The sequence below is a fragment of the Paroceanicella profunda genome, from assembly GCF_005887635.2.
GTDB lineage: Bacteria > Pseudomonadota > Alphaproteobacteria > Rhodobacterales > Rhodobacteraceae > Paroceanicella > Paroceanicella profunda.
This window is the reverse complement of the sequence record NZ_CP040818.1, coordinates 2776742-2799935: the sequence shown is the minus strand read 5'-3', so window position 1 is coordinate 2799935 and position 23194 is coordinate 2776742. Positions and strand designations below refer to the sequence as shown.

The window sequence follows — 23194 nt, the reverse complement described above, 5'->3', positions numbered from 1 at the left end:
ATCACGCCGGCGGGCACCTTATCCAATCAGGAGCACCAAGATGCAGTTCGGAGAGCATTCCGCCCAGGTGTCGCAGCTCATTTTCGAGGCGAGCGTGCACGCCCATAACGGCGCCGACGATGCCGCGGCCACCGAGCACGACACCCTCACCCGCATGCGTGCCGAGATCGCCCGGCACCGCGCCGACCTGCAGGCGCAGGCATGATGGACATCACCCTCGCCCTGCCCCTGACCTTCGTCGCGATCTGCGGCGTGGCGGCGGGCGCGCTAGCGACCGGCATCTGGGCCGACGCCAACGGCGTCTGCCTGCACGGCCTGCGGCCCTTCCTGCTCGCCGCCACGCTGGGCGGCTTCGGCTGGCTGCTCATTGGCATCGTGCTGCTGTGGTGGTTGTCATGAACGCCCTCCTCCCCTTTGCCCCGCTCCCCGCCGAGCCCGTCGATGACCGCGAGTTGATCACCGACAGCTTCGCCGGCGGCGGCGGTGCCTCCACCGGCATCGAGATGGCGCTCGGTCGCTCTCCAGACTATGCCATCGACCACGACGCCGAGGCGCTGGCCCTGCATGCCGCGAACCACCCGGACACGGTGCACGTGTCCAAGAACATCTGGCAGGTCGATCCGCTGGAGCTGATCGGCCGCCGGCCGGTCGGGCTCTCGTGGTCCAGTCCAGACTGCAAGCACTTCTCGAAGGCCAAGGGCGGCCGCCCGCTCAAGCGCAACATCCGCGATCTCGCGTGGACGGTGGTCCTGTGGGCGAAGCGCGTGCGGCCCAGGGTGATCATCCTGGAGAACGTCGAGGAGTTCCGCACCTGGGGCCCGCTCACGGTTGACGGCAAGCCCTGCCCGCAGCGCCGGGGCGAGACCTTCGCCCGCTGGGTGCGCGAGTTGCAGCGGCTCGGCTACAAGGTCGAGCACCGGGAGCTGCGCGCCTGCGACTACGGCGCCCCGACCATCCGCAAGCGCCTTTTCGTCATCGCCCGCCGCGACGGCAAGCCCATCGTCTGGCCCGAGCCGACGCACGGCGCGCCCGACAGCGCCGAGGTGAAGGCCGGCAAGCTGAAACCATGGCGCACCGCGGCGGAGATCATCGACTGGTCGCTGCCCTGCCCGTCCATCTTCGACACCAGCGAGGAGATCATGGCGAAGCACGGGCTGCGGGCCGTGCGGCCTTTGGCCGAGGCCACCATGCGCCGGATCGCCCGGGGCGTGATGCGCTACGTGCTGGAGGCTGAGCGCCCCTTCCTGATCTCGGTCGCACACGGCTACTCGGGAGGCAGACGCGAATACAGCGTCGATGAGCCTGTAGGCGTGCAGACTGCCGGTGCGGGCAGCCATGCTGTCGTCGTCCCGTCACTGGCCCCCTTCGTGAGCTACGCCCAGCACGGCGGCGCGAACCGCTCGGCAGGGGAGCCGCTGCACACCATCACGGCCAGCCCGAAGGACCAGAACTGCGTGGTGGCGCCGACGCTGGTGCAGACCGGCTACGGCGAGCGCAAGGGGCAGGCCCCGCGCGCCCTCGACATCGAGGCGCCGCTTGGCACGCAGGTGGCCGGGGCCTGCAAGCATGCGCTGGTGGCGGCGTTCCTGACGAAGTTCAACACCGGCTCCACCGGCGCGCCACTGTCGGACCCCGCGCCAACGATCACCGCCAACAGCTTCATCAAGCGCCCCGGTGGCGCGGCCCCCATCGGGATCGCCATGGCGTTCCTCGCCCAGCACAACGGCGGCGTGGTCGGGCGGCGCGCCGATGCGCCGCTCTCCACCCTCACCACCGCCGGCTCGCACCAGCAACTGGTCGCCGCGAGCCTCGCCTCGCTACGCGGCACGGGAACAGCGCACCCGGTGGATGAACCGCTGCGCACCCTCACCGCCGGCGGCCAGCACGCGGGCCTCATCTCTGCCTTCCTCACCAAGTACTACGGCACCGGCGGCGGCGCCGAGCTCGCGGGCCCGATGCACACCGACACCACGAAGGACCGCTTCGGGTTGGTGACGGTCGAGATCGACGTCAACCCCTATGCCATCGCCGACATCGGTATGCGCATGCTCACGCCGCGCGAGCGCTTCCGCGCGCAGGGCTTCCCGGACAGCTACGAGATCGACACCGGCGTGCTCCCGGACGGAAGCACCATCAAGCTCACCGGCACCGCCCAAGGCCGCATGTGCGGCAACAGCGTGTGCCCGCCGCTCGCCGCCGCGCTGGCCCGCGCAAACGTGCCAGAGCTGGCGATGGCGGAGGCCGCGGCATGAGCAGCAGCTACAAGATCGTCAGCCACGAGGACGGCTCTGTCACACTCTACGAGTGCACGCCGCGCGGGTCCTATGACAGCCGCGCAGACGCGGTGCGAGCGATGGGCCGACTGATCCAGGCCGAGCGAGATCGGGAGCGGCCCGAACCCTTTGACAACTGCGCACAATGCGACGCGGAGATCTTCGAAGGCGATCCGTACACCCGCGACAGCGAGTGCGGCTACAATCTCTGCGCTCACTGCTCACCAACATGGGCGGACTTCAACGCGGACCCCGAAGGCTTTTGGGACAATGACGCTGACGCGCCTTTTTCCGAGAGGCGAGCGTCTGAACTCATCGAGGCACACCTCGCCTCGGGCGGCAAGCTCTCCGACAGCATGGCGCAGCCATGATCCTCTCGTGCTGCAAGACGGGACGCTGGTGGCGCGTGGCGAGCGAGCCCGCCGGCGAAGCGCTGGCACGGCGGCTCGGGCTGAAGGATTTCGAGATCGAGCAGCCCTCGCCTCGCGAAGACCTGTTATCGGCCTGGTACGAGCTGCCGCCCGAGAGCCGACCCGACTTCTTCACCTACGCCCATCACCACCGCCGGCCCGAGCCGGTCGGCACACCCCACCCACACAGGAGCAACCCGTGAGAACCCTCACCTTCGGCGCGCTGCGCCAGGCGAACGACACCAGGCAGATGGAGTGGCCTGGCAGTGAGCAGGCGGATGTCGCCTTTCGGGCAGTGGAGGTCGCCGGGGAGTTCGGCGAAGTCTCCGAAGCCGTCAAGAAGCATCTCCGAGCCATTCGCGGGATCAAGGGCAGCACCGCGACGGTTGAGGATATCGCCGACGAGATGGCTGATGCGCTGATTGCGCTCGACCTCCTCGCCTCCGAGCTGGGTATCGACCTGAGCACGGCCATCGCCCGCAAGTTCAACCGGACCTCCGCCGAACACGGGATGCAGACTCGGCTGCCCGAGTAAGCGGACCGCCCCGCTCAGCCACCCTGTCCACGATGCGCCGGCTGCGGCGGCGCGTGGCATCCGCGCTGGGACAACGGCTGCGTGCCCTGCCCGGCGTGCCGGCCGGAGAAGGAGTCCGACTGATGTCAGAGGCCCAACGAACAGGAGAAGCGCTCATGCAGCCATCCCGCCCCTTCACTCCGGATGCCCTGGCCGAGCGCTGGGAGTGCTCATCCACCACGATCCGGGCCATGATCCGCGCCGGGGATCTGCCGGCGTTCCGAGTCGGAAAGCTGTTCCGCATCCCCGCAGATGCAGTCATGGAGTACGAAGCATGCCAGAATGGAAACTCGGAAGGCTCAACGGCCGATGGGTCGTGTCGTGGTGGACGAACGGCCGCCGGAGCCGCTTCCGCCTCGACGCGGATGATCGGAAAGCTGCGGAACGCGAGGCGCTAGACCTCTGGAGGATGGCCCAGGCGCCCACAGGAGGGCTCACGCTTGCGGACATCTGGGCCGCCTATCGCGAAGACCTCGGCGAGCGCAGGGCGGCTCAGGCGATGGGCCACGAAGGGAAGGCCGTGCTGCCGCACTTCGGCCATCTCCGCCCGGATCAGATCACCGTAGAGACCTGTCGGAAGTACGCGACCACCCGGCGCGCCAAAGGGATCTCTGATGGCTCCATCTGGACCGAGCTGGGGCGCGTGCGCAGCGCGTGCAACTGGGCCGTGAAGCGCAAGCTCCTCGACAACTCCCCGCACATCGCGCGGCCGAGCAAGCCGGCGCCGAAAGATCGGTGGTTGAGCGATGCCGAAATCTCGCTCTTGCTCGCGGCCAAGATGGCGCCGCACACCAGACTGGCAATCCTCGTGATGCTCTCCACTGCATGTCGGGTGACGGCCGCACTGGAGCTGACATGGGATCGCGTCGACCTCGAACGCGGCATCCTCGATTTGCGCGCGGATGCCACCGGCCCCAGGAAGGGCCGTGCCGTGGTGCCGATCAACGCCGGCCTGAAGGCGGCCCTGTCAGAAGCTCGACGCGCGGCCCTCACCGATCACGTGATCGAGTGGAACGGCGGACCGGTGCGGGACATCAAGACGGGGTTTCGGGCTGCCGTTGCGGACGCCGGGTTGAAGGATGTCACGCCCCATGTGCTTCGCCACACGGCGGCCGTGCATCTGGCCGCCGGAGGCATGCCGCTGAACCGCATCAGCCAGTTCCTCGGGCACTCATCAACGGCGGTCACGGAGCGGGTCTACGCCCGATTCGCGCCGGACCATCTGCGGGAGGAGGCTGAGCTGCTGGACTTCACACGGATCCGTGCGGTTCGAACCTGAACGGATCAGGTCCAACGAACCTGAAAGCGAACTGTTGAAATACTTCTAAGTCATTGACTTTGTTGGTAGGCCCGGAGGGATTCGAACCCCCAGCCAAGCCGTTATGAGCGGCCTGCTCTGACCGTTGAGCTACGGGCCCACGAGACGGTCTGTTTGGCATCGAAGCCGGGGCGGGTCAATGCCGGGACACGTGGTGCACGCCGCGGGTGTTCCCTTTGCCCCGGCCATGCGATAAAGCGAGCGCCGGATTGCAAGGGGATTGCCGCGATGCCAGAGCAGAAGAATGCCCTCACCTACCGGGACGCCGGTGTCGACATCGACGCCGGGAATGCCCTGGTCGACCGGATCAAGCCCGCCGCCGCCTCGACCGCGCGGCCCGGGGTGATGGACGGGCTGGGCGGCTTCGGCGCCCTGTTCGATCCGCGCGCGGCCGGGTTCACCGACCCGGTTCTGGTGGCCGCGACCGATGGCGTGGGCACCAAGCTGCGCCTCGCCATCGACACCGGGCTGCTGGACACGGTGGGCATCGACCTCGTCGCCATGTGCGTGAACGACCTCGTCTGCCAGGGCGCGGAGCCGCTGTTCTTCCTCGATTATTTCGCCACCGGCAAGCTTTCTGTGGATGAGGCGGCGCGGGTGGTCGAGGGCATCGCCGCCGGCTGCCGCGAGGCCGGCTGCGCGCTGGTCGGCGGGGAGACGGCCGAGATGCCGGGCATGTACGCGCCGGGCGATTTCGACCTCGCCGGCTTTGCGGTGGGCGCGATGGAGCGCGGCACCGCCCTGCCCCGCGAAGTGGCGGAGGGCGACGTGCTGCTCGGCCTCGCCTCCTCCGGAGTGCATTCCAACGGCTATTCGCTGGTGCGCCGCGTGGCCGAGGCCGCCGGGCTGGGCTGGGACGCCCCGTCGCCCTTCGGCGAGGGCACGCTGGGCGCAGCCCTGCTGGCGCCCACGAAGCTCTACGTGAAACCGGCGCTCGCCGCGGTGCGTGCCGGCGGCGTGCACGGGCTGGCGCATATCACCGGCGGCGGGCTCACCGAGAACCTGCCCCGCGTGCTGCCCGAGGGCCTCGGCGCGGCGATCGACCTGAATGCCTGGGACCTGCCGCCCGTGTTCCGCTGGCTCTCCGCGAGCGCGGGGCTGGACGAGGCCGAGATGCTCAAGACCTTCAACTGCGGCATCGGCCTCATCGTGGTGGTCGAGGCTGCCGCGGCCGACACAGTCTCCGGCCTGCTGGAGGCCGCGGGCGAAACCGTGCACCGCATCGGGCATGTCACCGCCGGCACCGGCGTCTCCTACGAGGGCAGCCTCGCGTGAGCCTGCCGCGCGTCGCGATCCTGATCTCGGGCGGCGGGTCGAACATGCTCGCCCTCGTCTCCGCCATGCAGTCCGGCGCCGTGGCCGCGGAGCCGGCGCTGGTGCTGTCGAACCGCCCCGATGCCGGCGGGCTCGCCCGGGCGGCGGCGCTCGGCGTGCCCACCGCGGTGGTCGACCACAAGCCCTTCAAGGGGGACCGCGAGGCTTTCGACGCCGCCGTGCAGGCCGAACTGCGCGCCTGCGGGGCGGATATCGTTTGCCTGGCCGGGTTCATGCGCATCCTCACGCCCGGGTTCATCGCGCCCTGGGAGGGGCGGATGCTCAACATCCACCCCTCGCTGCTGCCGCTGTTTCGCGGGCTGCACACCCATGAGCGCGCGCTCGACGCCGGGATGGCGGTGCATGGCTGCACTGTACACGAGGTGACGGCGGAGCTGGACGGCGGCCCGATCCGCGGCCAGGCGGTGATCGCCGTGACGGCGGAGGACACGCCCGACAGCCTCGCCGCCCGGCTGCTGCCGATGGAGCATCGCCTCTATCCCGCCGTGCTCGCGCAATTCGTGCGCGGAGACCGCACGCCGCTCGCCCTGTTCGGCTGAAGGCCCGGGGTTCGCGCCGGAGCGAAGCGGCCTGGGCGCCACCCGTTCCGGGCTGAGGCTTCGGCTCTGCCGGGCGCGTGAGCCGGGCCTGAGCGTCCGGATCAGCTTCGCGCGGTACATATCTGTACTGAAACGAAAAACGGCCGCCGCCCTGATCCGGGCAGCGGCCGTTTCTCATGTCGCCTGGCCGGTACGGGCACCGGAATGCCCGCACCGGCGGCTGCGGATCAGCCGACCAGTTCGATGCCGGAGAAGAAGAACGCGATCTCTTCCTTCGCGGTCTCGGGGGCGTCGGAGCCATGCACCGAGTTCTCGCCCATCGACAGGGCGAAGGACTTGCGGATGGTGCCCTCGTCGGCATTGGCCGGGTTGGTCGCGCCCATCACTTCGCGGTTCTTCGCGATGGCGCCTTCGCCCTCGAGCACCTGCACCACGACCGGCTCGGCGCTCATCTGCTCGACGAGCTCACCGTAGAACGGGCGCTCCTTGTGCACGGCGTAGAAGGCGCCGGCCTGCGCCGGGGTGAGGTGGATGCGCTTGGACGCGACGACCCGCAGGCCGGCTTCCTCGAACATCGCCACGATCTTGCCGGTCAGGTTGCGGCGGGTGGCGTCGGGTTTGATGATGGAGAGAGTGCGTTCGATGGCCATGTGCGGCTCCCGGAATTTGAATGCGCTGCAGTGCGGCCGGACCGTGATCCGGCCGGCTCGCGCAGGCTCCTAGCATGGAAGCCGAACGCCCGCAAACCTCTCCTGCCAGCGAGCCGATGCCGATCGTCGCACCGCGCGCCGCGCCGACCTCACGAGCGCGTGGCACCGGCCCGGCCGATCCGGGCATGCCGCGCACGTTCCGGCCGCCCGGGGCACGGCACACCGGTTCCGGCGGCTCCGGACAGGGTGCACGCGGCGGCGCCCGGCCGTGCGGGGCATGGCGCGCGCGTTCCATCACAGCCCGGGGCAACAGTTCCGGCCGCCCGGGGTGCGGCACACCGGTTCCGGTGGCTCCGGGCACGGTGCATGCGACGGCGCCCGGCCGTGCGGGGCATGGCGCGAGAGGCCCGGCGTGCGCGCCACGCCGCCGCGGCACGCGGCGGCCAGGCCCAACGGGAGCGCCGCCGCGCGTCGCGGTGGTGGCGACGGGCGGGAGCGCCCCCTCACCGGGAGCGCCTCCGGCATCCGCGCCCGCCCCTTCGCGTCCCCGTGCCTCGGGCGTCAGGCATCGGGCGTCGGGCTCCGGGCCGAGGGCGTCGGGCCGGGAAGCATGGCCGGGAGGACACGGCGGCGCGCAATCGCGTGTTTTTGCGCGGCCGGCGTGCACGCGCCACGTTGCCCATCGCAGTGCAGCAATGCTAGGGACTGCCTCATGTTGAAGATCACGAATCTCACCGTTTCCATCGAGGGCCGCCGGCTGCTCGATTCCGCCTCGGCCACCATCCCGACCGGTCACAAGACCGGGATCGTCGGGCGCAACGGCACGGGCAAGACCACGCTGTTCAAGGTCATCACCGGCGAGCTCGCCTCCGATGGCGGCGACATCGAGGTGCCGCGCGGCTCGCGCATCGGCGGTGTGCGGCAGGAGGCGGAGGCCAGTTCCGTCTCGCTGCTCGACACCGTGCTGTCCGCCGACCTGGAGCGGGCCGCCCTGCTCGCGGAGGCCGAGACCGCCACCGACCCGATGCGGATCGCCGAGATCCAGACCCGTCTGGTGGACATCGACGCCCATTCCGCCGAAGCCCGCGCCGCCTCGATCCTCGACGGGCTCGGCTTCGACTACGAGGCGCAGAAGCGCGCCTGTTCGGAATTCTCCGGCGGCTGGCGGATGCGCGTCGCCCTCGCGTCGGTGCTGTTCTCCAGCCCCGACGTGCTGCTGCTCGACGAGCCGACCAACTACCTCGACCTGGAGGGCGCCGTCTGGCTGGAGAGCTTCATCGCGCGCTATCCGCACACCGCGCTGATCATCTCGCATGACCGCGGGCTGCTGAACCGCGCCGTGCGCTCCATCCTGCATCTGAGCGACCAGAACATCACGCTCTACCAGGGCAATTACGACACGTTCGACCGCGAGCGCCGCGCCCGGCTGGAACAGCAGCTCTCGATGAAGAAGAAGCAGGACATACAGCGCGCGCATATCCAGAGCTTCGTTGACCGGTTCCGCGCCAAGGCCTCGAAGGCCAAGCAGGCCCAGAGCCGGCTGAAGATGCTCGAGCGCCTGCAGCCGATCAACGCCGTGGCCGAAAGCGCCGTGGCCGGGTTCTCCTTCCCCGAGGCGGAGGAGCTCTCGCCCCCCATCATCGCGATGGAGACTGTCTCGACCGGCTATGACGGCACGGTGATCCTGGGCGGGCTGTCGCTGCGCATCGACCCGGACGACCGCATCGCCCTGCTCGGCGCCAACGGCCAGGGCAAGTCGACGCTCTCCAAGCTGATCGCCGGGCGGCTGCCGCCGCTGGGCGGCACGATGACCACCTCCTCCAAGCTGCGCATCGGCTATTTCGCCCAGCACCAGCTCGACGAACTGGTGGCCGAGGACAGCCCGCTCCAGCATCTCGCCCGGCTGCGCCCGCACGAGACCCCGTCGCGGCAGCGGGCCCGGCTGGCAGCCGCCGGCATCGGGCAGGACATCGTGGAGAACGCGGTCTCGCGGCTCTCGGGCGGGCAGAAGGCCCGGCTGGCAATGTTCCTGTGCACCATCGACGCGCCGCACCTGCTGATCCTCGACGAGCCGACCAACCACCTCGACATCGAGAGCCGCGAGGCGCTGATCCACGCGCTGGCCGATTACGCCGGCGCGGTGATCCTGGTGAGCCATGACCCCTGGCTGGTGGAGGCGGTGGCAGACCAGCTCTGGCTGGTGCGCGGCGGCAAGGTGGCGCGGTTCGACGGCGACATGGACGATTACCGCAGCCTGCTGCTCTCCGAGCGCGGGGCCGGCGGCGTGCGGGACGCGGGCGCCCAGGCCGAGCGCAAGGCGAACCGGCCCGCCAAGGCCGAGAAGGCCGCGCAGCGCCGCAACCTCGCGCCCCTGCGCGCCGAGGTGCGCACCTGCGAGGACCGGGTGATCAAGATCGAGGAGATGCGCGAGAAGATCGACCTCATGCTCTCCAACCCGTTGTTCTACGAGAAGAACGAGCCGTCGAAGATCGAGGCGCTGCAGATCAAGCGCGGCGAGATCATCGACGGGCTGGCCCGCGCCGAAGCCCTGTGGCTGGCCGCGCAGGAACGCCTGGAGGCCGCCGAGCGCGGCTGAGTCCGCGGCCGGCCCGGGCCGACAGGCGGAGACGGGGGGCTCCCGCCCGTCGCCATCCCCGCGCGGCGCGGGGACGCTCCCGTTGGGCCGGGCCGCCGTTCCGGCGGCCCTGCGCGTGTGGACCGGTATCGCCCGATCGCGGACGCGCGTGCCGGGGCCGGTTGACGGAGGCAAATTCACCGATGCGTGGGAGCAGCCGGGCGCGACGGGCCGGGCCCGTTCTGCCCATTGCCACCCTTCCACACCCTGTTCCCATGCCTCGGGCGCATGGCGCGGCCGGACGCGCTGCGCGTCAGACGGACAGGTTTTCGGAGGCCGCCCGATCGCCGGATGGCACAGGCTTCCCGCACGCAGCCCGGACGGAACAAGCCACATCCGGTCTCCCGTCTGCCGGGCCTGAACCCTGGGCCACCGCTCGCCCCCCGGCGCCGGGGCGCGCAGTCTGTGGTGCCGGGCCGCGCGTGGGCGACGCCCCCCGCTGGCGAGCGAACGGCCGATCGGCAGGCAAGCCGGTGACCCACGGCCCGAGCAGGCCGCGGCGCGAAGGCCACCGGGCCCGCGGGGCGGGCCTGCTGCGTAATGCGCCGGCGGGCCGGGCTCAGGCGGTGAGGCCGGTGCCTTCGTCGATACCCAGCATCAGGTTGAGGTTCTGCACCGCGGCACCCGAGGCGCCCTTGCCGAGGTTGTCGAGCACGGCGACGAGCACGGCGCAGCCGGTCTCGTCATCGCCATGCACGGAAATCTCCATGCGGTTGGTGCCGGTGGTGCGCTCCGCATCGATGCGCCCCTCGTAGGCGGAGGCCGGCAGGACGCGGACGAACCGCGCACCGTCGTAATGCTCCGCATAGGCGGCGGTGAGACGCGCGATGGTGAGGCCGTTTCCGAGATGCAGCGGCACCTGCACGACCATGCCTTGCGCGAAATCGCCCACCGAGGGCGCGAAGATCGGCCGGCGGGTGAGCCCGCCATACTGCATGATCTCCGGGATGTGCTTGTGGCGCTGGCCCATCGCGTAGGCGAAGGAATGCGGGTGGGAGGGCGCCTCGAATTCCGAGACCATGGCCTTGCCGCCGCCGGTGTAGCCGCTCACCGCGTTGATGCTGAGCGGCGCGTCGGCCGCGACCAGCCCGCGCGACACCAGCGGGTGCAGCAGCGCAATGGCACCGGAGGCATAGCAGCCGGGGTTGGACACCCGCTCCGCCCCGGCCACGGCGGCGCGCGCGCCGGCCGTCAGCTCGGGGAAGCCGAACACCCAGTCCGGGGCGACGCGGTGCGCCGTGCTCGCGTCGATGAGCCGCGTGTCGGTTCCCGCGAGCCGGGGCACGATGTCGAGCACCGCCGCATCGGGCAGGCACAGGATGGCGACATCGGCGGCGGCGAAGGCCTCGAGCCGGGCGGCGGTGTCCTTGCGCGCGTCATCGGCGAGCTGGATCAGCGCGATATCCGCGCGGGCCTCCAGGCGCTCGCGGATCTGCAGCCCCGTGGTGCCTGCTTCGCCATCGATGAATACGTTCCACGCCATGGTCTTCGCCTTCGTGACTGGGGTGTTGCCGGAGGGCGGACATATCAGGTCCGGCCGTTGAGATAAATGGCGCAGTGCGGGGAGACCCCGGCCGGCAGGGGGCCCCGGGCGCGGCTTCGGCCCCGGCACCGAGGCCCGGCGCGCGCCAGCATCCCGGCCACGCTTGCGGCGGTTCGGGACCGCAGTCAGGACCGGCCCGCGCGGCTCCTGCCCCCCGCCCTGGCGCCGGGGCTGCGCCACCTGCTCACGCCCGGGCCGGCTGCGGCACGCCTGCGCCGGCATCCGCTCCGCAGCCGGCTGCACCCATCGCCCGTTTCGCCTCGCCCTGCGCAACGCCGAAACGGCGATTCATCTGATCTGGATCAAGGCGCCGTGGGGCGCGGCGGTGCTACCTCGGTGGCGTGGCCGACAGGCCCTCGTTCAAGGAGTCGCACCGTGACGATTCGCAACATTCTCGTGTCCTACAACGCAACGCCCGCCGCGGATGCCGCCCTCGCGCTGGCCCGCCGCCTGGCCCTGATGCGGGACGGCCACCTCACCGGGGTGCTGTCCTACGGGCCGCAGGAGATCATCACCTCCTATGCCGGCTACATGCCCGCGGGGGTGGCCGAGCAACTGGTGGAGGCCGACCTCACCCGCCGCGACGAGGTGATGGCGCGCTTCGGAACGCTGACATCGGACATGGACCCCTCCCGGGTGCATTTCCGCGACGTGTTCTCCTCCGCCGACAACGGGCTGATGGACGTGGCGCGCTGCTACGACATCATCGTGATGGGCCGCGCCGAGGAAACCGGCGCCTTCCCGCACATGGAGCCGCACCCGGACGTGGTGGCCCGGCATTCGGGCCGCCCGGTGCTGGTGGTGCCGGCCGGATACGCCGGGACAACCTGCGCCACCTCGGCGATGATCGCCTGGGACGGCGGACGCGCCGCCTCCCGCGCCCTCAGCGACGCGCTGCCGCTGCTCACCCCGGAGGCGGTGGTGCGGGTGGTGACCATCGGCCGGCCGGAAGACAGCGCGGCGCTGGACCCGGTGGCAACGCATCTCGCGCGCCACGGCCTCGCGGTGGAGCGCGACATCCGCCAGCGCCGGCCCGGCCGCTCCGTGGCGCAGACCCTGCTTGAAGGCTGCGGCGCCGGGGGCGTCGACCTGCTGATCATGGGCGCCTACGAGCATTCGAAATTCGCGGAGGACCTGTTCGGCGGCGTGACCGACACGGTGCTGCGCAACACGCCCATCCCGGTGCTGCTCAGCCACTGAGCACGCCCCGGGCGGGACACGGCCCGATCCCCGGCCCGGTGGGGCCCCGGACCGGAGCGAAGGCCGTGTGAGGGCCGCCCCTCTCCGCGACGCGAGGGGCGGCCCGATTTTTCGTCACGTGCGGCCCTGCCGCCAGGCGGCTTCGCACTGTGGCCCTGCGGTTTCGCGACGCGGCAGGGTGATTTCGCGATACCTCCCGGCGGTGTCGCGATGTGGCAGGGCGGCATCGCGATGTGGCGCGGCGATTTCGCTATACGTCCCGGCGGTGTCGCGATGTGGCAGGACATTTCGCGATACTGCCCCGCCAGCCGGGGCCGACGTTCAGCCCTGGGCGCCCGAGCTCGCCTTGCGGAGCCAGCGGCCATCTTCCTGCGCCCAGTAGGTGGCCTGCAGCCCGGCCCCGGCCACGCGCTTCCAGTCCTCCCGCGCCCGGGCGACGGCACCGCCGTCGGCACCGTCGAACAGCAGCACGGTCCGGGTGAGCGCGGAAATCTCCTCGGTCGCCGCCTGCGCGCCATCGACCAGGAACAGCACCTCGGCGCCGTTGGGCATCTCCGCGCCGGCGGTGAGGTAGACCGGCTGGCGCTCCGCGTGCGGGCCCTCGGTGCCATGCGGCAGGAACCCGGCCTCGGAATAGCTCCACAGCAGGCCGTCGAGCGCCGGCACCCGCTCCGCCACCCCGCAGCGGACCACGGCGCGCCAGCCGCGCTCGAGCGTGCGCTCGAGCAGGCCGGGCAGCGTGGCCTCCAGCGGGCTGCCGGTCAGGTGGTAGAACAGCACCTCGGCCATGGCGCGGCGCTCACTCCGCCTCGTACTTGTCGCGGATCAACCGGTCGAGCGCCCGCACGCCCCAGCCGGTCGCGCCCTTGGGGGCGAGGTCGGTCTCGGAGGGCGGCAGGGTGACGCCGGCGATGTCGAGATGGCACCAGGGGGTGTCGTCCTTCACGAAGCGGCCGAGGAACTGCGCGGCGGTGATGGAGCCGCCGGCCCGCCCGCCGGTGTTCTTCATGTCGGCGAGGCGCGACTTGATGAGCTTGTCATAGGCCGGGCCCATCGGCATGCGCCAGGCACCCTCGCCCTCGCTGCGCGCGGCGTTGAGGAAGGCCATCGCGAGCGTGTCGTCGTTGGAGAACACCCCGGCATTCTCATGCCCCAGCCCGACGATGATGGCGCCGGTGAGGGTGGCGAGGTTGATCATGCCCACCGGGCTGAACCGCTCCTGCGCGTACCACAGCACGTCGCCGAGCACGAGCCGGCCCTCCGCGTCTGTGTTGATGATCTCCACCGTGTCGCCCTTCATGGACTTCACGATGTCGCCGGGGCGCTGCGCCAGTCCGTCGGGCATGTTCTCGACCAGGCCGACCAGGCCGACCACGTTGGCCTTCGCCCGGCGCAGCGCCAGGGCGCGCATCACGCCGGAGACGACGCCGGCGCCGCCCATGTCCATGGTCATCTCCTCCATGCCGCCGGCCGGCTTGATCGAGATGCCGCCGGTGTCGAACACCACGCCCTTGCCCACGAGGGCGAAGGGGGGCTCGTCGCCGCCGCCCATCCACTTCATCACCACCATCTTGGTGGGGCTGGCGGAGCCCTGCCCGACCCCGAGCAGCATGCGCATGCCCAGTTTCTCGAGATCGGCCTCCTCCAGCACCTCGACCTCCAGCCCGATGGCCTCCATCGCGGCGAGACGGTTGGCGAACTCGGTGGTGGTGAGCACGTTGGAGGGCTCGTTCACCAGGTCGCGGGTGAAGAACACGCCCTCGACCAGCGCCATGTAGGCGGTGGAGGCGGCGGCGGTGGCTTCCGGGTCGCTCACGGCGATGGTCACCTTCGGGCGCGGCTTCTCCTCCTCCGGGGCCTTCTTGTAGACGCGGAAGTCATAGGCGCGCAGGGCGAGGCCGTAGGCGATGTCCTGCGGGATGCGCACGTTGGGCACCACGAGGGAGGCGCCGGTCTCGCTCATGTTCTTCGCCACCCATGCACCGGCCTTGCGCGCGGTGTGCACGGCGGGGTTGCGCCCCAGCTTGACGATGAGGAGCTTTTCCGCGTCCGTGCCCGTGGGCATGGCCAGCACGAGGCCGGTGCCCTCCTCCAGCTTCTCGAAGGACTTGCTGTCGATGGCGCGCTTGAGCGCCCCCTTCACCATCCGGTCGAGCCGGCGCAGCGGCGGGACGAGGGCGCCCTCCGCCGGCACGAAGACCGCGATCGAGCCGGTGACGCCGGCGAGTGCGGAAATGTCGACGGCCTCGAAACTGATCTGGACTGGGTCGGTCATGGTGCTCCTCCGGCAAGGCGATTGTTCAGGCAATCACACGTAGTGCCTTTGCCCGATCTTGACCAGCCGCCGCGAAAAACATACGCGGAGGGGGATACGTGCCCCGTCCGACAGGGGCACCGCTCCCCCCGAGGGGGCACGGAGGGTGCGTGAACCAGCTCGACAGATACATCTTCGGCCAGATCGTCGGACCGTTCGGCTTCTTCGCGCTGATCTTCACCGGCGTGATCTGGCTGAGCCAGAGCCTGCGCATCATCGATCTCGTGGTCAACAACGGCCAGTCCGCGGCGGTGTTCGCGGAATTCACCGCGCTGCTGCTGCCCACGGTGATGTCTGTGGTGATGCCGGTCTCGGCCTTCGCCGCCACGCTGTTCGCGCTGAACCGGCTCTACACGGAATCCGAACTGGTGGTGATGATGGCCGCCGGGCGCAGCTTCGCCGGCATCGCCCGGCCGGTGGCGATGTTCGGGCTGATGATCATGGCGGCGATGATGGTGGTGACGCTCTACCTCATGCCCACCGCGGCGCGCCAGCTGCGCGACCGGATGGCCGACCTGCGCGGCGACGTCGCCAACGTGCTGATCCGCGAGGGCCAGTTCATCCACCCCTCCGACGGCATCACCATCTACGTGGGGGATGCGAGCCGCACCGGCGAGATGGCGGACATCTTCATCCACGACATGCGCAACCCGGTGCAGCCGGTGACCTATTCGGCCAACCGCGCGGCGCTGGTGCGCGCGAATGGCGAGGCCCGGGTGGTGATGTTCGACGGCACCGCCCAGCAATACGACACCCGCACCACCAGCCTCTCCACCCTGCGGTTCGACACCTTCACCTACGACCTCACGGCGCTGATGCAGGATGACGGCGACCGGCGGCGCAAGCCCTCGGAATACTACGTGGACACCCTGGTGAACCCGCCCGCGGACATCCGCGCGCAGCCGGGCTTCCGCGCCGGGGATTTCCTCGCCGAGGGGCATGAGCAGATCGTCGCCCCGCTCTACGCGCTGGTGCTGCCGCTGATCGCGGCGGCCTTCATCCTGCTGGGCGGTTTCCGGCGGCGGGGGTTCGCCACGCAGATCCTGCTCAGCATCGTCGCCGCGCTCACCGTGCGGCTTCTCGGGGTTGCGGCGAAGGCGCTGGTCACCGGGAACGGCGCGCTGTGGCCGGTGATGTACGCGCCGCCGCTGGTGGCGCTGGGGATCATCGTCTGGCTGCTGCTGCGCCGGCGCTCCGGGGCCCGCCGACCGGAGGTGATCTCATGAGCCCGACGCTGTTCCGCTACATCACCCGGCGCTTCCTGGGCACGCTGGCCGGGGCGGTGGCGGTGGTGCTGATCCTCATCGTCCTCATCGACCTGGTGGAGCTGATGCGGCGCAGCTCGGACACCGACGCCACCTTCGGAGACCTGCTGGCGCTGGCGCTGCTGCACGCGCTCTCGGTGGCCAACACCACGTTTCCCTTCGTGTTCATGCTGGCGGCAATGGCCTGTTTCGGCCGGCTGGCGCGCTCCTCGGAACTGGTGGTCACCCGGGCGGCGGGGGTCTCGGTGTGGAAGCTGCTGCTGCCGGTGGTCTTCACCTCCGCCTGCCTCGGCGTGCTGGCCTTCTCGGTGTACAACCCGATCTCCGCCGCCACGCTGAGCCGGTTCGAGACGCTGGAAGCGCGGTATTTCCGCGGCCAGGAGAGCCTGCTCTCCGTCTCGCGCGAGGGGCTGTGGCTGCGCCAGGGCGGGCGCAACGACCAGACGGTCATCCGCGCGCGGCGCTCGAACCCGGAGGGCACCGAGCTCGACCAGGTGACGCTGTTCCGCTTCGGCCCGAACAACGCCCTGCTGTCGCGCATCGAGGCGCAGCGGGCGGACCTGGGCAACCATGTCTGGACGCTGACCGACCTGCACCGCTGGACCTTCGACCCCGCCCACCCGGATGCGAGCCCGGTGCGCGAGGCGGCGGAAACCGCGGAAGTGCCCACCGACCTCACCTCCAGCCATATCCTGGAGAGCTTCGCCTCTCCCGACGCGATCAGCTTCTGGAACCTGCCGGAGTTCATCGAGGCGCTCCGGGCCTCCGGCTTCTCCACCCTGCGCCACGAGATGCATTTCCAGACCGAACTGGCCAAGCCGCTGCTGTTCTCGGCGATGGTGCTGATCGGCGCGGCCTTCTCCATGCGCCACGTGCGCTTCGGCGGCATCGGGCTGATGCTGGTCGGCGCGACGCTTACGGGCTTTGCCCTGTTCTTCGTCTCGGATATCACACAGGCTCTCGGGGCGTCGGGAGCGATTCCGACGCTGATCGCGGCCTGGGTACCACCGGCGGCCGCGATGTTGCTGGCGCTGGGATTGCTGTTCTACCTCGAGGACGGATAATTGCGCGGCGCAGGCGCCCCGGCGTCAAGGGAAGGGATGGGTTTGGCATTCAGGACGGCACGAGGCGGCATCCTCGGTGTTCTCGTGGCAACGGGCGCTCTCATCGCGCCCGGCCCGGGCTTTACGCAGGAGCTCGTCGAGCTTCGCAACGACCTTCCGGTCACCCTCGTCGCGGACGAGGTCACATACGATTCCGTCGGGCGCAAGCTGACGGCCACAGGGTCGGTGGAGGTGTTCTACGGCGACCGCACCCTGACCGCGGACCAGATCATCTACGATCAGCAGACCGACCAGATCACCGCCACGGGGCAGATCGTGGTGCGCAACCCGGACGGCTCCACCCTCTACGCCGGTTACGCCGAGCTGGACCGCGACCTGCAGAACGGCCTGCTGCGCTCCGCCCAGTCGGTGCTCGCGCAGCGCTTCCGCATCGCCGCGGTGGAGGGCGAGCGCGTGGGCGGGCGCTACAACGTGCTGGGCAAGGCGGTATTCTCCAACTGCGAGGTCTGCGCGGAATATCCCGAGCCCTGGTGGCGCATCCGGGCGCGCCGGGTGGTCCATGACCAGCTCGAGCACAAGATCCACTACGAGGACGCCACGTTCGACCTGCTCGGCGTGCCGGTGATGTACCTGCCCTATTTCAGCCATCCGGACCCCACGGTGGAGCGGATGAGCGGCTTCCTGATGCCGGATTTCCGCCAGTCCGACACATTCGGCTACGGCGCGAAGCTGCCCTATTACTGGGTGATCGACGAGCAGAGCGACGCCACCATCACCCCCTTCCTCACCACGGACGCGGGGCTGGTGATGGAGGGCGAGTACCGCCGGATGTTCGAGCGCGGCCGGGTGCGGCTGGGCGGCGCCGTCACCTATGACAACGACGTGAACACCCGCCCCTTCCGCGGCACGTTCAACGGCGACGGCTACTACTACCTCTCCGACGAGGTCTTCGGCCATTTCGACAGCCGGCTGGTCTCCGACGACGCCTTCCTGAGCGATTTCGAGTATTCCGAGGATGACCGGCTGACCAGCGAGGCGGCCATCTCCTCCTTCCGCAAGGACGGTTACTGGGAGATCGGCACCGCCTATTTCCAGAGCCTGCGCGACGACGAGGGCAAGGGCTCCGTTCCCTTCGCGCTGCCGGAATTCGACCTTCAGCAGGTGTGGCAGCCGACTTTCGGCGGCGACCTGGGGCTGACGCTGAACTCCGTGGGCCTGAAGCGCTCCGAGGGGCAGGACACGTTCCGCGCCACCGCGATCCTGGATTACGAGAAGACCTGGATCACCGCCTCCGGTGTCACGCTGCGCGGCTTCGGCTCGGCGCAGTTCGACGCCTTCCGCACCTGGGACAGCGAGGAGGTGCCCAACACCTACGAGCCGCGCTTCACCCCGGAGGTGGGCGTGGACATGCGCTACCCGATGATCCAGTCCACCGAGAACGCGACCCATGTGCTGGAGCCCATCGCCCAGCTGATCTGGTCCGAGCCCAGCAACACCCAGTCGCTGCTGCCCAACGAGGACAGCGCACTGGTGGAATTCGACGAGACCAACCTGTTCGACACCTCCCGCTTCGCCGGTTACGACCGGGTGGAGCCGGGCTTCCGCGCCAACCTGGGCCTGCGCTACGAGCGCTTCGACGCCGATGGCTGGAGCATCGGCACAGTGGTGGGCCGGGTGCTGCGCAACGAGGAGCAGGAGGTGTTCGCGGACACGCCCTCGCTGGAAGGCCGGGCGTCGGACTATGTCGGCGCCGTCACCTTCAAGATCCCGCCCTACCTGAACCTGGTGAACCGGGTGCTGCTGCGCGAGGACCTGGAGTTCGACCGCTACGAGGTGCGGCTGGACAGCGCCTACGGGCCGATGACCCTGTCGGGCTCCTATGTCTACCTCTCGCCGGACCCGCAGGCCCAGGCGTTCGACGAACGGTCCGAGGGCGCTGTCGATGCCTCGTATGTGATCACGCCGAACTGGTCCGTGAGCGGCCGGATGCGGTATGACTTCCAGGAAGAGAGCTTCGTGCGTGCCGGAGCCGGCATCACATATGGAAACGAGTGTTTCGAGGTCGATTTTTCGGTGTATCGCCGGTTTACCAGCTCCGAGTCGGTGGACGCTTCCACGAGTTTCGGGGTACAGGTGCGCCTTGCCGGACTGGGCTCGGACCTCACCCGGGCCCGCCGGGAAGACCGGTGCCGCATGGTCACCCGTTGATAGACGAGAAAAAGGAAATTCCGATGTTCGCGCGTCTGGCCGTTGTGCTGAGCTTCCTCGCCCTCACTCTGCTCCCCGGAGCGGTGCGGGCCCAGGAGGACCCCTTCGCTCCCGCCGTGGTGGTGAACGACTCCCTCGTGACCAATTTCGATGTCGCGCAGCGCCTGCGCATGATGCAGCTGATGGGCGCCTCCCAGGGGGACGACAAGGCCCCCGCCATCGAGAGCCTGATCGACGACAAGCTGCGCGCCCAGGCGGCCAAGCGCACCGGCGTCGAGCTGTCGGACGACCAGGTGAACGCGGCGCTCGACGATTTTGCCAAGCAGCGCGGCTTTGCCTCCGGCGATGAATTCGTGAAGCGCATCGGTGCGGCCGGCGTGTCGCGCCAGGCGGTGGTGGACCTGGTGGCCAATCAGGCCGCCTTCCGCGAGGCCATACGCGTGCGCTACCTGTCGCGCGCCCAGCCGACGGAGGCCGAGGTCGCCGCGGCCACGGCCGAAGGAGCCACCGCCGGTGTGGGCCCCACCTCGGTGAGACTCGCCGAGCTGGTGATCCCCATTCAGGAGCGCGGCGCGGAGCGCACGCAGGAATTCGTCGCGAAGCTGCACGATGAGCTTGCCAATGGCGGAGATTTCGCCGAGGCGGCGCGCAAGTACAGCCGCACCAAGAGCGCGTCCAACGGCGGCGACGTGGGCTGGATGCCGCTGGACCGGATGCCGCCGCAGATCAGCGACGAACTTGCCCTGCTCACCGCGGGCCAGGTGACCCGGCCGATCGCCGTGCCGCAGGCCGTGGTGCTCCTCAAGGTGCTCGACGTGCGGCAGGATGCGGTGGCCTCCGCGCCCGCGGCGGCCTCGAACGTTCAGGTGACGGTGGCACGGCTGATCGTGCCCGTGCGCGAAGGCGCGCCGGAGCCCGATGTCGCCGAGGCCCGCACCGAGGCACAGCAGGTGTCGCGCGACATCTCCAGCTGCTCGGACATCGAGGCGCGCAAGGCGAGCTACGGTCCGCGCTCCGGCCTCGAGGGTCCGGTCTCCCTGGCCAGCCTGGAGCCCGCCGAGCGCGAGGCGATCGCGAACCTGCAGGCCGGCGCCATGGCCAATGCCGTGCGCCTGCGCGACGGCGTGGCCATCGTGATGGTCTGCGCGCGCACCGAGGATGCCGCCTCCGGCACCGATGCCACCAATGACGAGCTGCAGCGCGCCCGCTCTCGCCTGATCAGCCAGCGCATGGAATCCTATGCCGCCGGCTACCTGCAGGAGCTTCGTCGCGACGCGGTCATCGAGTACCGCTGATGCGCCCCATCGCGCTGACCATGGGAGACCCGGCCGGGATCGGGGGCGAGCTGACGCTCGCCGCCTGGGCGGCCCTGCGCACCGAGACGGTGTTCTACCTGATCGGGGATCCGGACTGGATGCGCCACCTCGGCGGGGTGGTGCGCGAGATCGCCTCGCCCTCCGAGGCGACATCCTGCATGTCCGACGCCCTGCCTGTGCTGCCGGAGCGGCTGGAGGTGCCGGTGACCCTGGCCCGCCCAGCGCCGGAGAATGCCGCCCCGGTGGTGCGCTCCATCGAGCGCGCCGTGGCCCAGGCGCTGAGCGGCGAGGCCGCGGCGGTCTGCACCAACCCCATCAACAAGAAGGCTCTGCAGGACGGGGCGAATTTCGCCTTTCCCGGCCATACCGAGTTCCTCGCCCATCTGTGCGACAGCCCGCGCCCGGTGATGATGCTGGCCGGGCCGGACCTGCGCGTGGTGCCGGTGACCATCCACATTCCCCTGTCGCAGGTGCCCGCCGCGTTGACGCCGGAACTGCTGGAGGAGACGCTGCGCGTCACCCATGCCGGCCTGCGGCGCGACTTCGGCCTCGCCTCCCCGCATATCGCGGTGTCGGGGCTGAACCCGCATGCCGGCGAAGGCGGCGCGATGGGGTTCGAGGACATCGACTGCATCACGCCGGTGCTGCGCAAGCTCGCGGCCGAGGGCATGCGCATTTCCGGCCCCTACCCGGCCGACACGATGTTCCACCCGCGTGCCCGCGCCACCTACGACGCGGCCGTGTGCATGTATCACGACCAGGCGCTGATCCCGACCAAGACGCTGAATTTCGACAGCGGCGTGAACGTCACCCTGGGCCTGCCCATCGTGCGCACCTCGCCGGACCACGGCACCGCCTATGACATCGCCGGACGGGGCGTGGCGCGGCCGGACAGCCTGATCGCGGCACTGCGCCTCGCGCGTGACATGGCAGGAGCCCGGGCGTGAACCGCAGCCCGGACGGCCTGCCGCCGCTGCGCGAGGTCATCGCCGAACACGGGCTGGCGCCGCGCAAGTCCCTCGGCCAGAACTTCCTCTTCGACCTGAACCTCACGGCACGCATCGCGCGGAGCGCGGGCAAGCTGGAGGAGTGCGACGTGCTGGAGATCGGGCCCGGGCCCGGCGGCCTCACCCGGGCGCTGCTGATGGAGGGGGCACGGCGCGTGCTCGCCATCGAGCGGGACCCGCGCTGCCTGCCGGCCCTCGCCGAGGTCGCGGCGCATTATCCCGGGCGGCTGGAGGTGATCGAGGGCGACGCGCTGAAGGTCAACCCGCTGGAGAAGCTCTCCGCGCCGATCCGCATCGTGGCGAACCTGCCCTACAACGTGGGCACGGAACTGCTGATCCGCTGGCTCACGCCCGCGGTCTGGCCGCCGTTCTGGAGCAGCATGACGCTGATGTTCCAGAAGGAAGTTGCCGAACGCATCGTGGCGCGCCCGGGCAGCAAGGCCTACGGGCGCCTGTCCCTGCTCGCGCAGTGGCGTTGCGATGCACGGATGGTGTTCGAGGTGCCGCCGAAGGCGTTCACCCCTCCGCCGAAGGTCACCTCGGCGATCGTGCATCTCACATCCCGGCCCGCGCCGCTTTACCCGGCGCGTGCGGATCTCCTGGAACGAGTCGTTGCGGCGGCCTTCGGCCAACGCCGCAAGATGCTTCGAGCAAGCCTGCGCGCCCTGGGGGGCGATGCGGAAGCCCTGCTGGAAGCGGCGGGCATCACGCCCACCCGTCGCGCCGAGACACTCGATCTCGGCGAATTCTGCGCGCTGGCGCGTGCATTGGAAGCGCGGTGACCAGGGGGCGTCAGCCCACCGATGCGGATGCGGCTTCCGGTTCAGCCGAATCGTCAGACTTGGCTTCGGTCTTGCGCGGGGTCCGGCGACGGGGCGCGCGGGTTCGCGGCTTGGGCGCAGCGGCGGCCGCATCTTCCTCGGCGGCGACCGGCTCCGGAGCGCGTTCGCTGCTCTCCGGCGTGTCGACGAGGCCGCTCTCGTTACTGTCCTCTTCGAAGGTCGCCAGGGGGGAATCGTCCCTCGGCTGATCGTCCTGCCCGGAGGAGGCATGCTGCCCGCCCTGGCCATTTTCGGGACGCACGCCCATTTCGCGCTGCGCCTCGCTGAGCATGCGGATGTAGTGCTCCGCGTGCTGCATGAAGTTCTCTGCCGCGACCCTGTCACCGGACGTCTGAGCGTCTCGCGAGAGGGTCGTGTATTTCTCGATGATCTGCTGCGGCGTACCGCGCACCTTGCCTTCGGGACCGGAACTGTCAAACACACGGTTGACGATGTTACCGATACTCTTGCGGCTGCTCTTGTTACGAGAGCGATTCTTGTTCGAAGATCTCATTCGATTTCCTGCACATGGGTGTGCTGCGGGCACTGGCCCAGAGCCGTGCACAAGCGGATTTCCGCCAGTGTAGTCCCGCAATGCCAATTAGTCGGTCCGGCCCCCTGGGAGTGCTGCCTCTCAGTGCAGTCTCAACCGGACAGGATCTTCCTACACTGCGCCGAATGTATGACTCAACCCCTAAACGCTCGTGATAAACAGTTTTCGG

23 protein-coding genes and 1 tRNA gene are annotated in these 23194 nt (G+C 69.8%); 18 read left to right on the top strand and 6 right to left on the bottom strand.

Annotated features, from left to right (window positions below; all coding sequences use genetic code 11):
* The first annotated feature begins 40 nt into the window (after positions 1-40).
* From FDP22_RS24495 to FDP22_RS12430, 8 genes are read left to right on the top strand one after another with little or no spacing between them, the layout of a single operon-like run.
* The gene (locus FDP22_RS24495) at positions 41-205 is read left to right on the top strand and encodes a hypothetical protein (RefSeq protein ID WP_170317682.1); all 165 of its coding nucleotides are present in this window, start codon (positions 41-43) and stop codon (positions 203-205) included.
* Positions 202-399: a hypothetical protein gene (locus FDP22_RS12460; RefSeq protein ID WP_138579618.1), complete on the top strand. Its 198-nt coding sequence runs from the start codon at positions 202-204 to the stop codon at positions 397-399. Before FDP22_RS24495 ends, FDP22_RS12460 begins: the two co-directional genes overlap by 4 nt.
* Positions 396-2252: a DNA cytosine methyltransferase gene (locus FDP22_RS12455; RefSeq protein ID WP_138579620.1), complete on the top strand. Its 1857-nt coding sequence runs from the start codon at positions 396-398 to the stop codon at positions 2250-2252. The genes FDP22_RS12460 and FDP22_RS12455 overlap by 4 nt, the downstream gene beginning before the upstream one ends.
* Positions 2249-2644 (top strand): hypothetical protein, encoded by a 396-nt coding sequence (locus FDP22_RS12450; protein WP_138579622.1) that lies wholly within the window; start codon positions 2249-2251, stop codon positions 2642-2644. The genes FDP22_RS12455 and FDP22_RS12450 overlap by 4 nt, the downstream gene beginning before the upstream one ends.
* A complete protein-coding gene (locus FDP22_RS12445) occupies positions 2641-2886 on the top strand; it encodes a hypothetical protein (protein ID WP_138579624.1) in 246 nt (81 codons plus the stop codon). The genes FDP22_RS12450 and FDP22_RS12445 overlap by 4 nt, the downstream gene beginning before the upstream one ends.
* On the top strand, positions 2883-3218 hold the full coding sequence (locus tag FDP22_RS12440; RefSeq protein WP_138579626.1) for a MazG-like family protein: 336 nt from the start codon (positions 2883-2885) through the stop codon (positions 3216-3218). The genes FDP22_RS12445 and FDP22_RS12440 overlap by 4 nt, the downstream gene beginning before the upstream one ends.
* 32 nt (positions 3219-3250) lie before the next feature.
* Complete coding sequence (locus FDP22_RS25360) at positions 3251-3655, top strand: excisionase family DNA-binding protein (RefSeq protein WP_138579628.1); 405 nt, start codon at positions 3251-3253, stop codon at positions 3653-3655.
* Positions 3574-4536, top strand: a complete 963-nt coding sequence (locus tag FDP22_RS12430; protein WP_430225875.1) for a tyrosine-type recombinase/integrase — start codon at positions 3574-3576, stop codon at positions 4534-4536. The genes FDP22_RS25360 and FDP22_RS12430 overlap by 82 nt, the downstream gene beginning before the upstream one ends.
* A gap of 63 nt (positions 4537-4599) precedes the next feature.
* Here the strand turns inward: FDP22_RS12430 and FDP22_RS12425 are convergent.
* A tRNA-Ile gene (locus FDP22_RS12425) sits at positions 4600-4675 on the bottom strand.
* A 128-nt stretch (positions 4676-4803) separates the two neighbouring features.
* On the opposite strand from FDP22_RS12425, the gene purM reads away from it, so the two are divergent.
* Both purM and purN read left to right on the top strand, forming a co-directional pair.
* Entirely contained in the window at positions 4804-5850 is a 1047-nt protein-coding gene (gene purM / locus FDP22_RS12420) for a phosphoribosylformylglycinamidine cyclo-ligase (RefSeq protein ID WP_138578854.1), read from the top strand.
* A 2-nt stretch (positions 5851-5852) separates the two neighbouring features.
* A complete protein-coding gene (purN, locus tag FDP22_RS12415; RefSeq protein WP_138578960.1) occupies positions 5853-6449 on the top strand; it encodes a phosphoribosylglycinamide formyltransferase in 597 nt (198 codons plus the stop codon).
* 227 nt (positions 6450-6676) lie between these two features.
* Here the strand turns inward: purN and ndk are convergent, their stop codons facing one another.
* On the bottom strand, positions 6677-7099 hold the full coding sequence (gene ndk, locus FDP22_RS12410) for a nucleoside-diphosphate kinase (protein ID WP_138578855.1): 423 nt from the start codon (positions 7097-7099) through the stop codon (positions 6677-6679).
* Positions 7100-7811: 712 nt separating this feature from the next.
* Here ndk and FDP22_RS12405 point away from each other — a divergent pair.
* On the top strand, positions 7812-9695 hold the full coding sequence (locus FDP22_RS12405; RefSeq protein ID WP_138578857.1) for an ABC-F family ATP-binding cassette domain-containing protein: 1884 nt from the start codon (positions 7812-7814) through the stop codon (positions 9693-9695).
* Positions 9696-10293: 598 nt separating this feature from the next.
* Here FDP22_RS12405 and argC read toward each other — a convergent pair.
* A complete protein-coding gene (gene argC / locus FDP22_RS12400; protein ID WP_138578859.1) occupies positions 10294-11217 on the bottom strand; it encodes an N-acetyl-gamma-glutamyl-phosphate reductase in 924 nt (307 codons plus the stop codon).
* A 435-nt stretch (positions 11218-11652) separates the two neighbouring features.
* Between argC and FDP22_RS12395 the strand changes: the two genes are divergently transcribed.
* The gene (locus FDP22_RS12395) at positions 11653-12477 is read left to right on the top strand and encodes a universal stress protein (protein ID WP_170317681.1); all 825 of its coding nucleotides are present in this window, start codon (positions 11653-11655) and stop codon (positions 12475-12477) included.
* A gap of 321 nt (positions 12478-12798) precedes the next feature.
* Here the strand turns inward: FDP22_RS12395 and FDP22_RS12390 are convergent, their stop codons facing one another.
* Entirely contained in the window at positions 12799-13266 is a 468-nt protein-coding gene (locus FDP22_RS12390) for a DNA polymerase III subunit chi (protein ID WP_138578863.1), read from the bottom strand.
* Between the two features lie 10 nt (positions 13267-13276).
* Positions 13277-14752 carry a leucyl aminopeptidase gene (locus FDP22_RS12385; RefSeq protein ID WP_138578865.1) on the bottom strand — a complete coding sequence of 492 codons (1476 nt, stop codon included), beginning with the start codon at positions 14750-14752 and terminating at the stop codon, positions 13277-13279.
* 149 nt (positions 14753-14901) lie between these two features.
* Between FDP22_RS12385 and lptF the strand changes: the two genes are divergently transcribed.
* From lptF to rsmA, 6 genes are all read left to right on the top strand, one after another.
* Complete coding sequence (gene lptF / locus FDP22_RS12380; RefSeq protein WP_170317680.1) at positions 14902-16017, top strand: LPS export ABC transporter permease LptF; 1116 nt, start codon at positions 14902-14904, stop codon at positions 16015-16017.
* Positions 16014-17120: an LPS export ABC transporter permease LptG gene (gene lptG, locus FDP22_RS12375; RefSeq protein WP_138578869.1), complete on the top strand. Its 1107-nt coding sequence runs from the start codon at positions 16014-16016 to the stop codon at positions 17118-17120. Before lptF ends, lptG begins: the two co-directional genes overlap by 4 nt.
* A gap of 84 nt (positions 17121-17204) precedes the next feature.
* Complete coding sequence (locus FDP22_RS12370; protein WP_170317679.1) at positions 17205-19328, top strand: LPS-assembly protein LptD; 2124 nt, start codon at positions 17205-17207, stop codon at positions 19326-19328.
* A gap of 23 nt (positions 19329-19351) precedes the next feature.
* Positions 19352-20623 carry a peptidylprolyl isomerase gene (locus FDP22_RS12365; RefSeq protein ID WP_138578873.1) on the top strand — a complete coding sequence of 424 codons (1272 nt, stop codon included), beginning with the start codon at positions 19352-19354 and terminating at the stop codon, positions 20621-20623.
* Positions 20620-21591, top strand: a complete 972-nt coding sequence (gene pdxA / locus FDP22_RS12360; protein WP_138578875.1) for a 4-hydroxythreonine-4-phosphate dehydrogenase PdxA — start codon at positions 20620-20622, stop codon at positions 21589-21591. The genes FDP22_RS12365 and pdxA overlap by 4 nt, the downstream gene beginning before the upstream one ends.
* Positions 21588-22433, top strand: coding sequence for a 16S rRNA (adenine(1518)-N(6)/adenine(1519)-N(6))-dimethyltransferase RsmA (rsmA, locus tag FDP22_RS12355; RefSeq protein WP_138578877.1), 846 nt, complete (start codon positions 21588-21590; stop codon positions 22431-22433). The genes pdxA and rsmA overlap by 4 nt, the downstream gene beginning before the upstream one ends.
* Positions 22434-22443: 10 nt before the next feature.
* On the opposite strand, the gene FDP22_RS12350 is transcribed toward rsmA, so the two are convergent.
* A complete protein-coding gene (locus FDP22_RS12350; RefSeq protein ID WP_138578879.1) occupies positions 22444-22986 on the bottom strand; it encodes a DUF4167 domain-containing protein in 543 nt (180 codons plus the stop codon).
* Positions 22987-23194 lie beyond the last annotated feature (208 nt).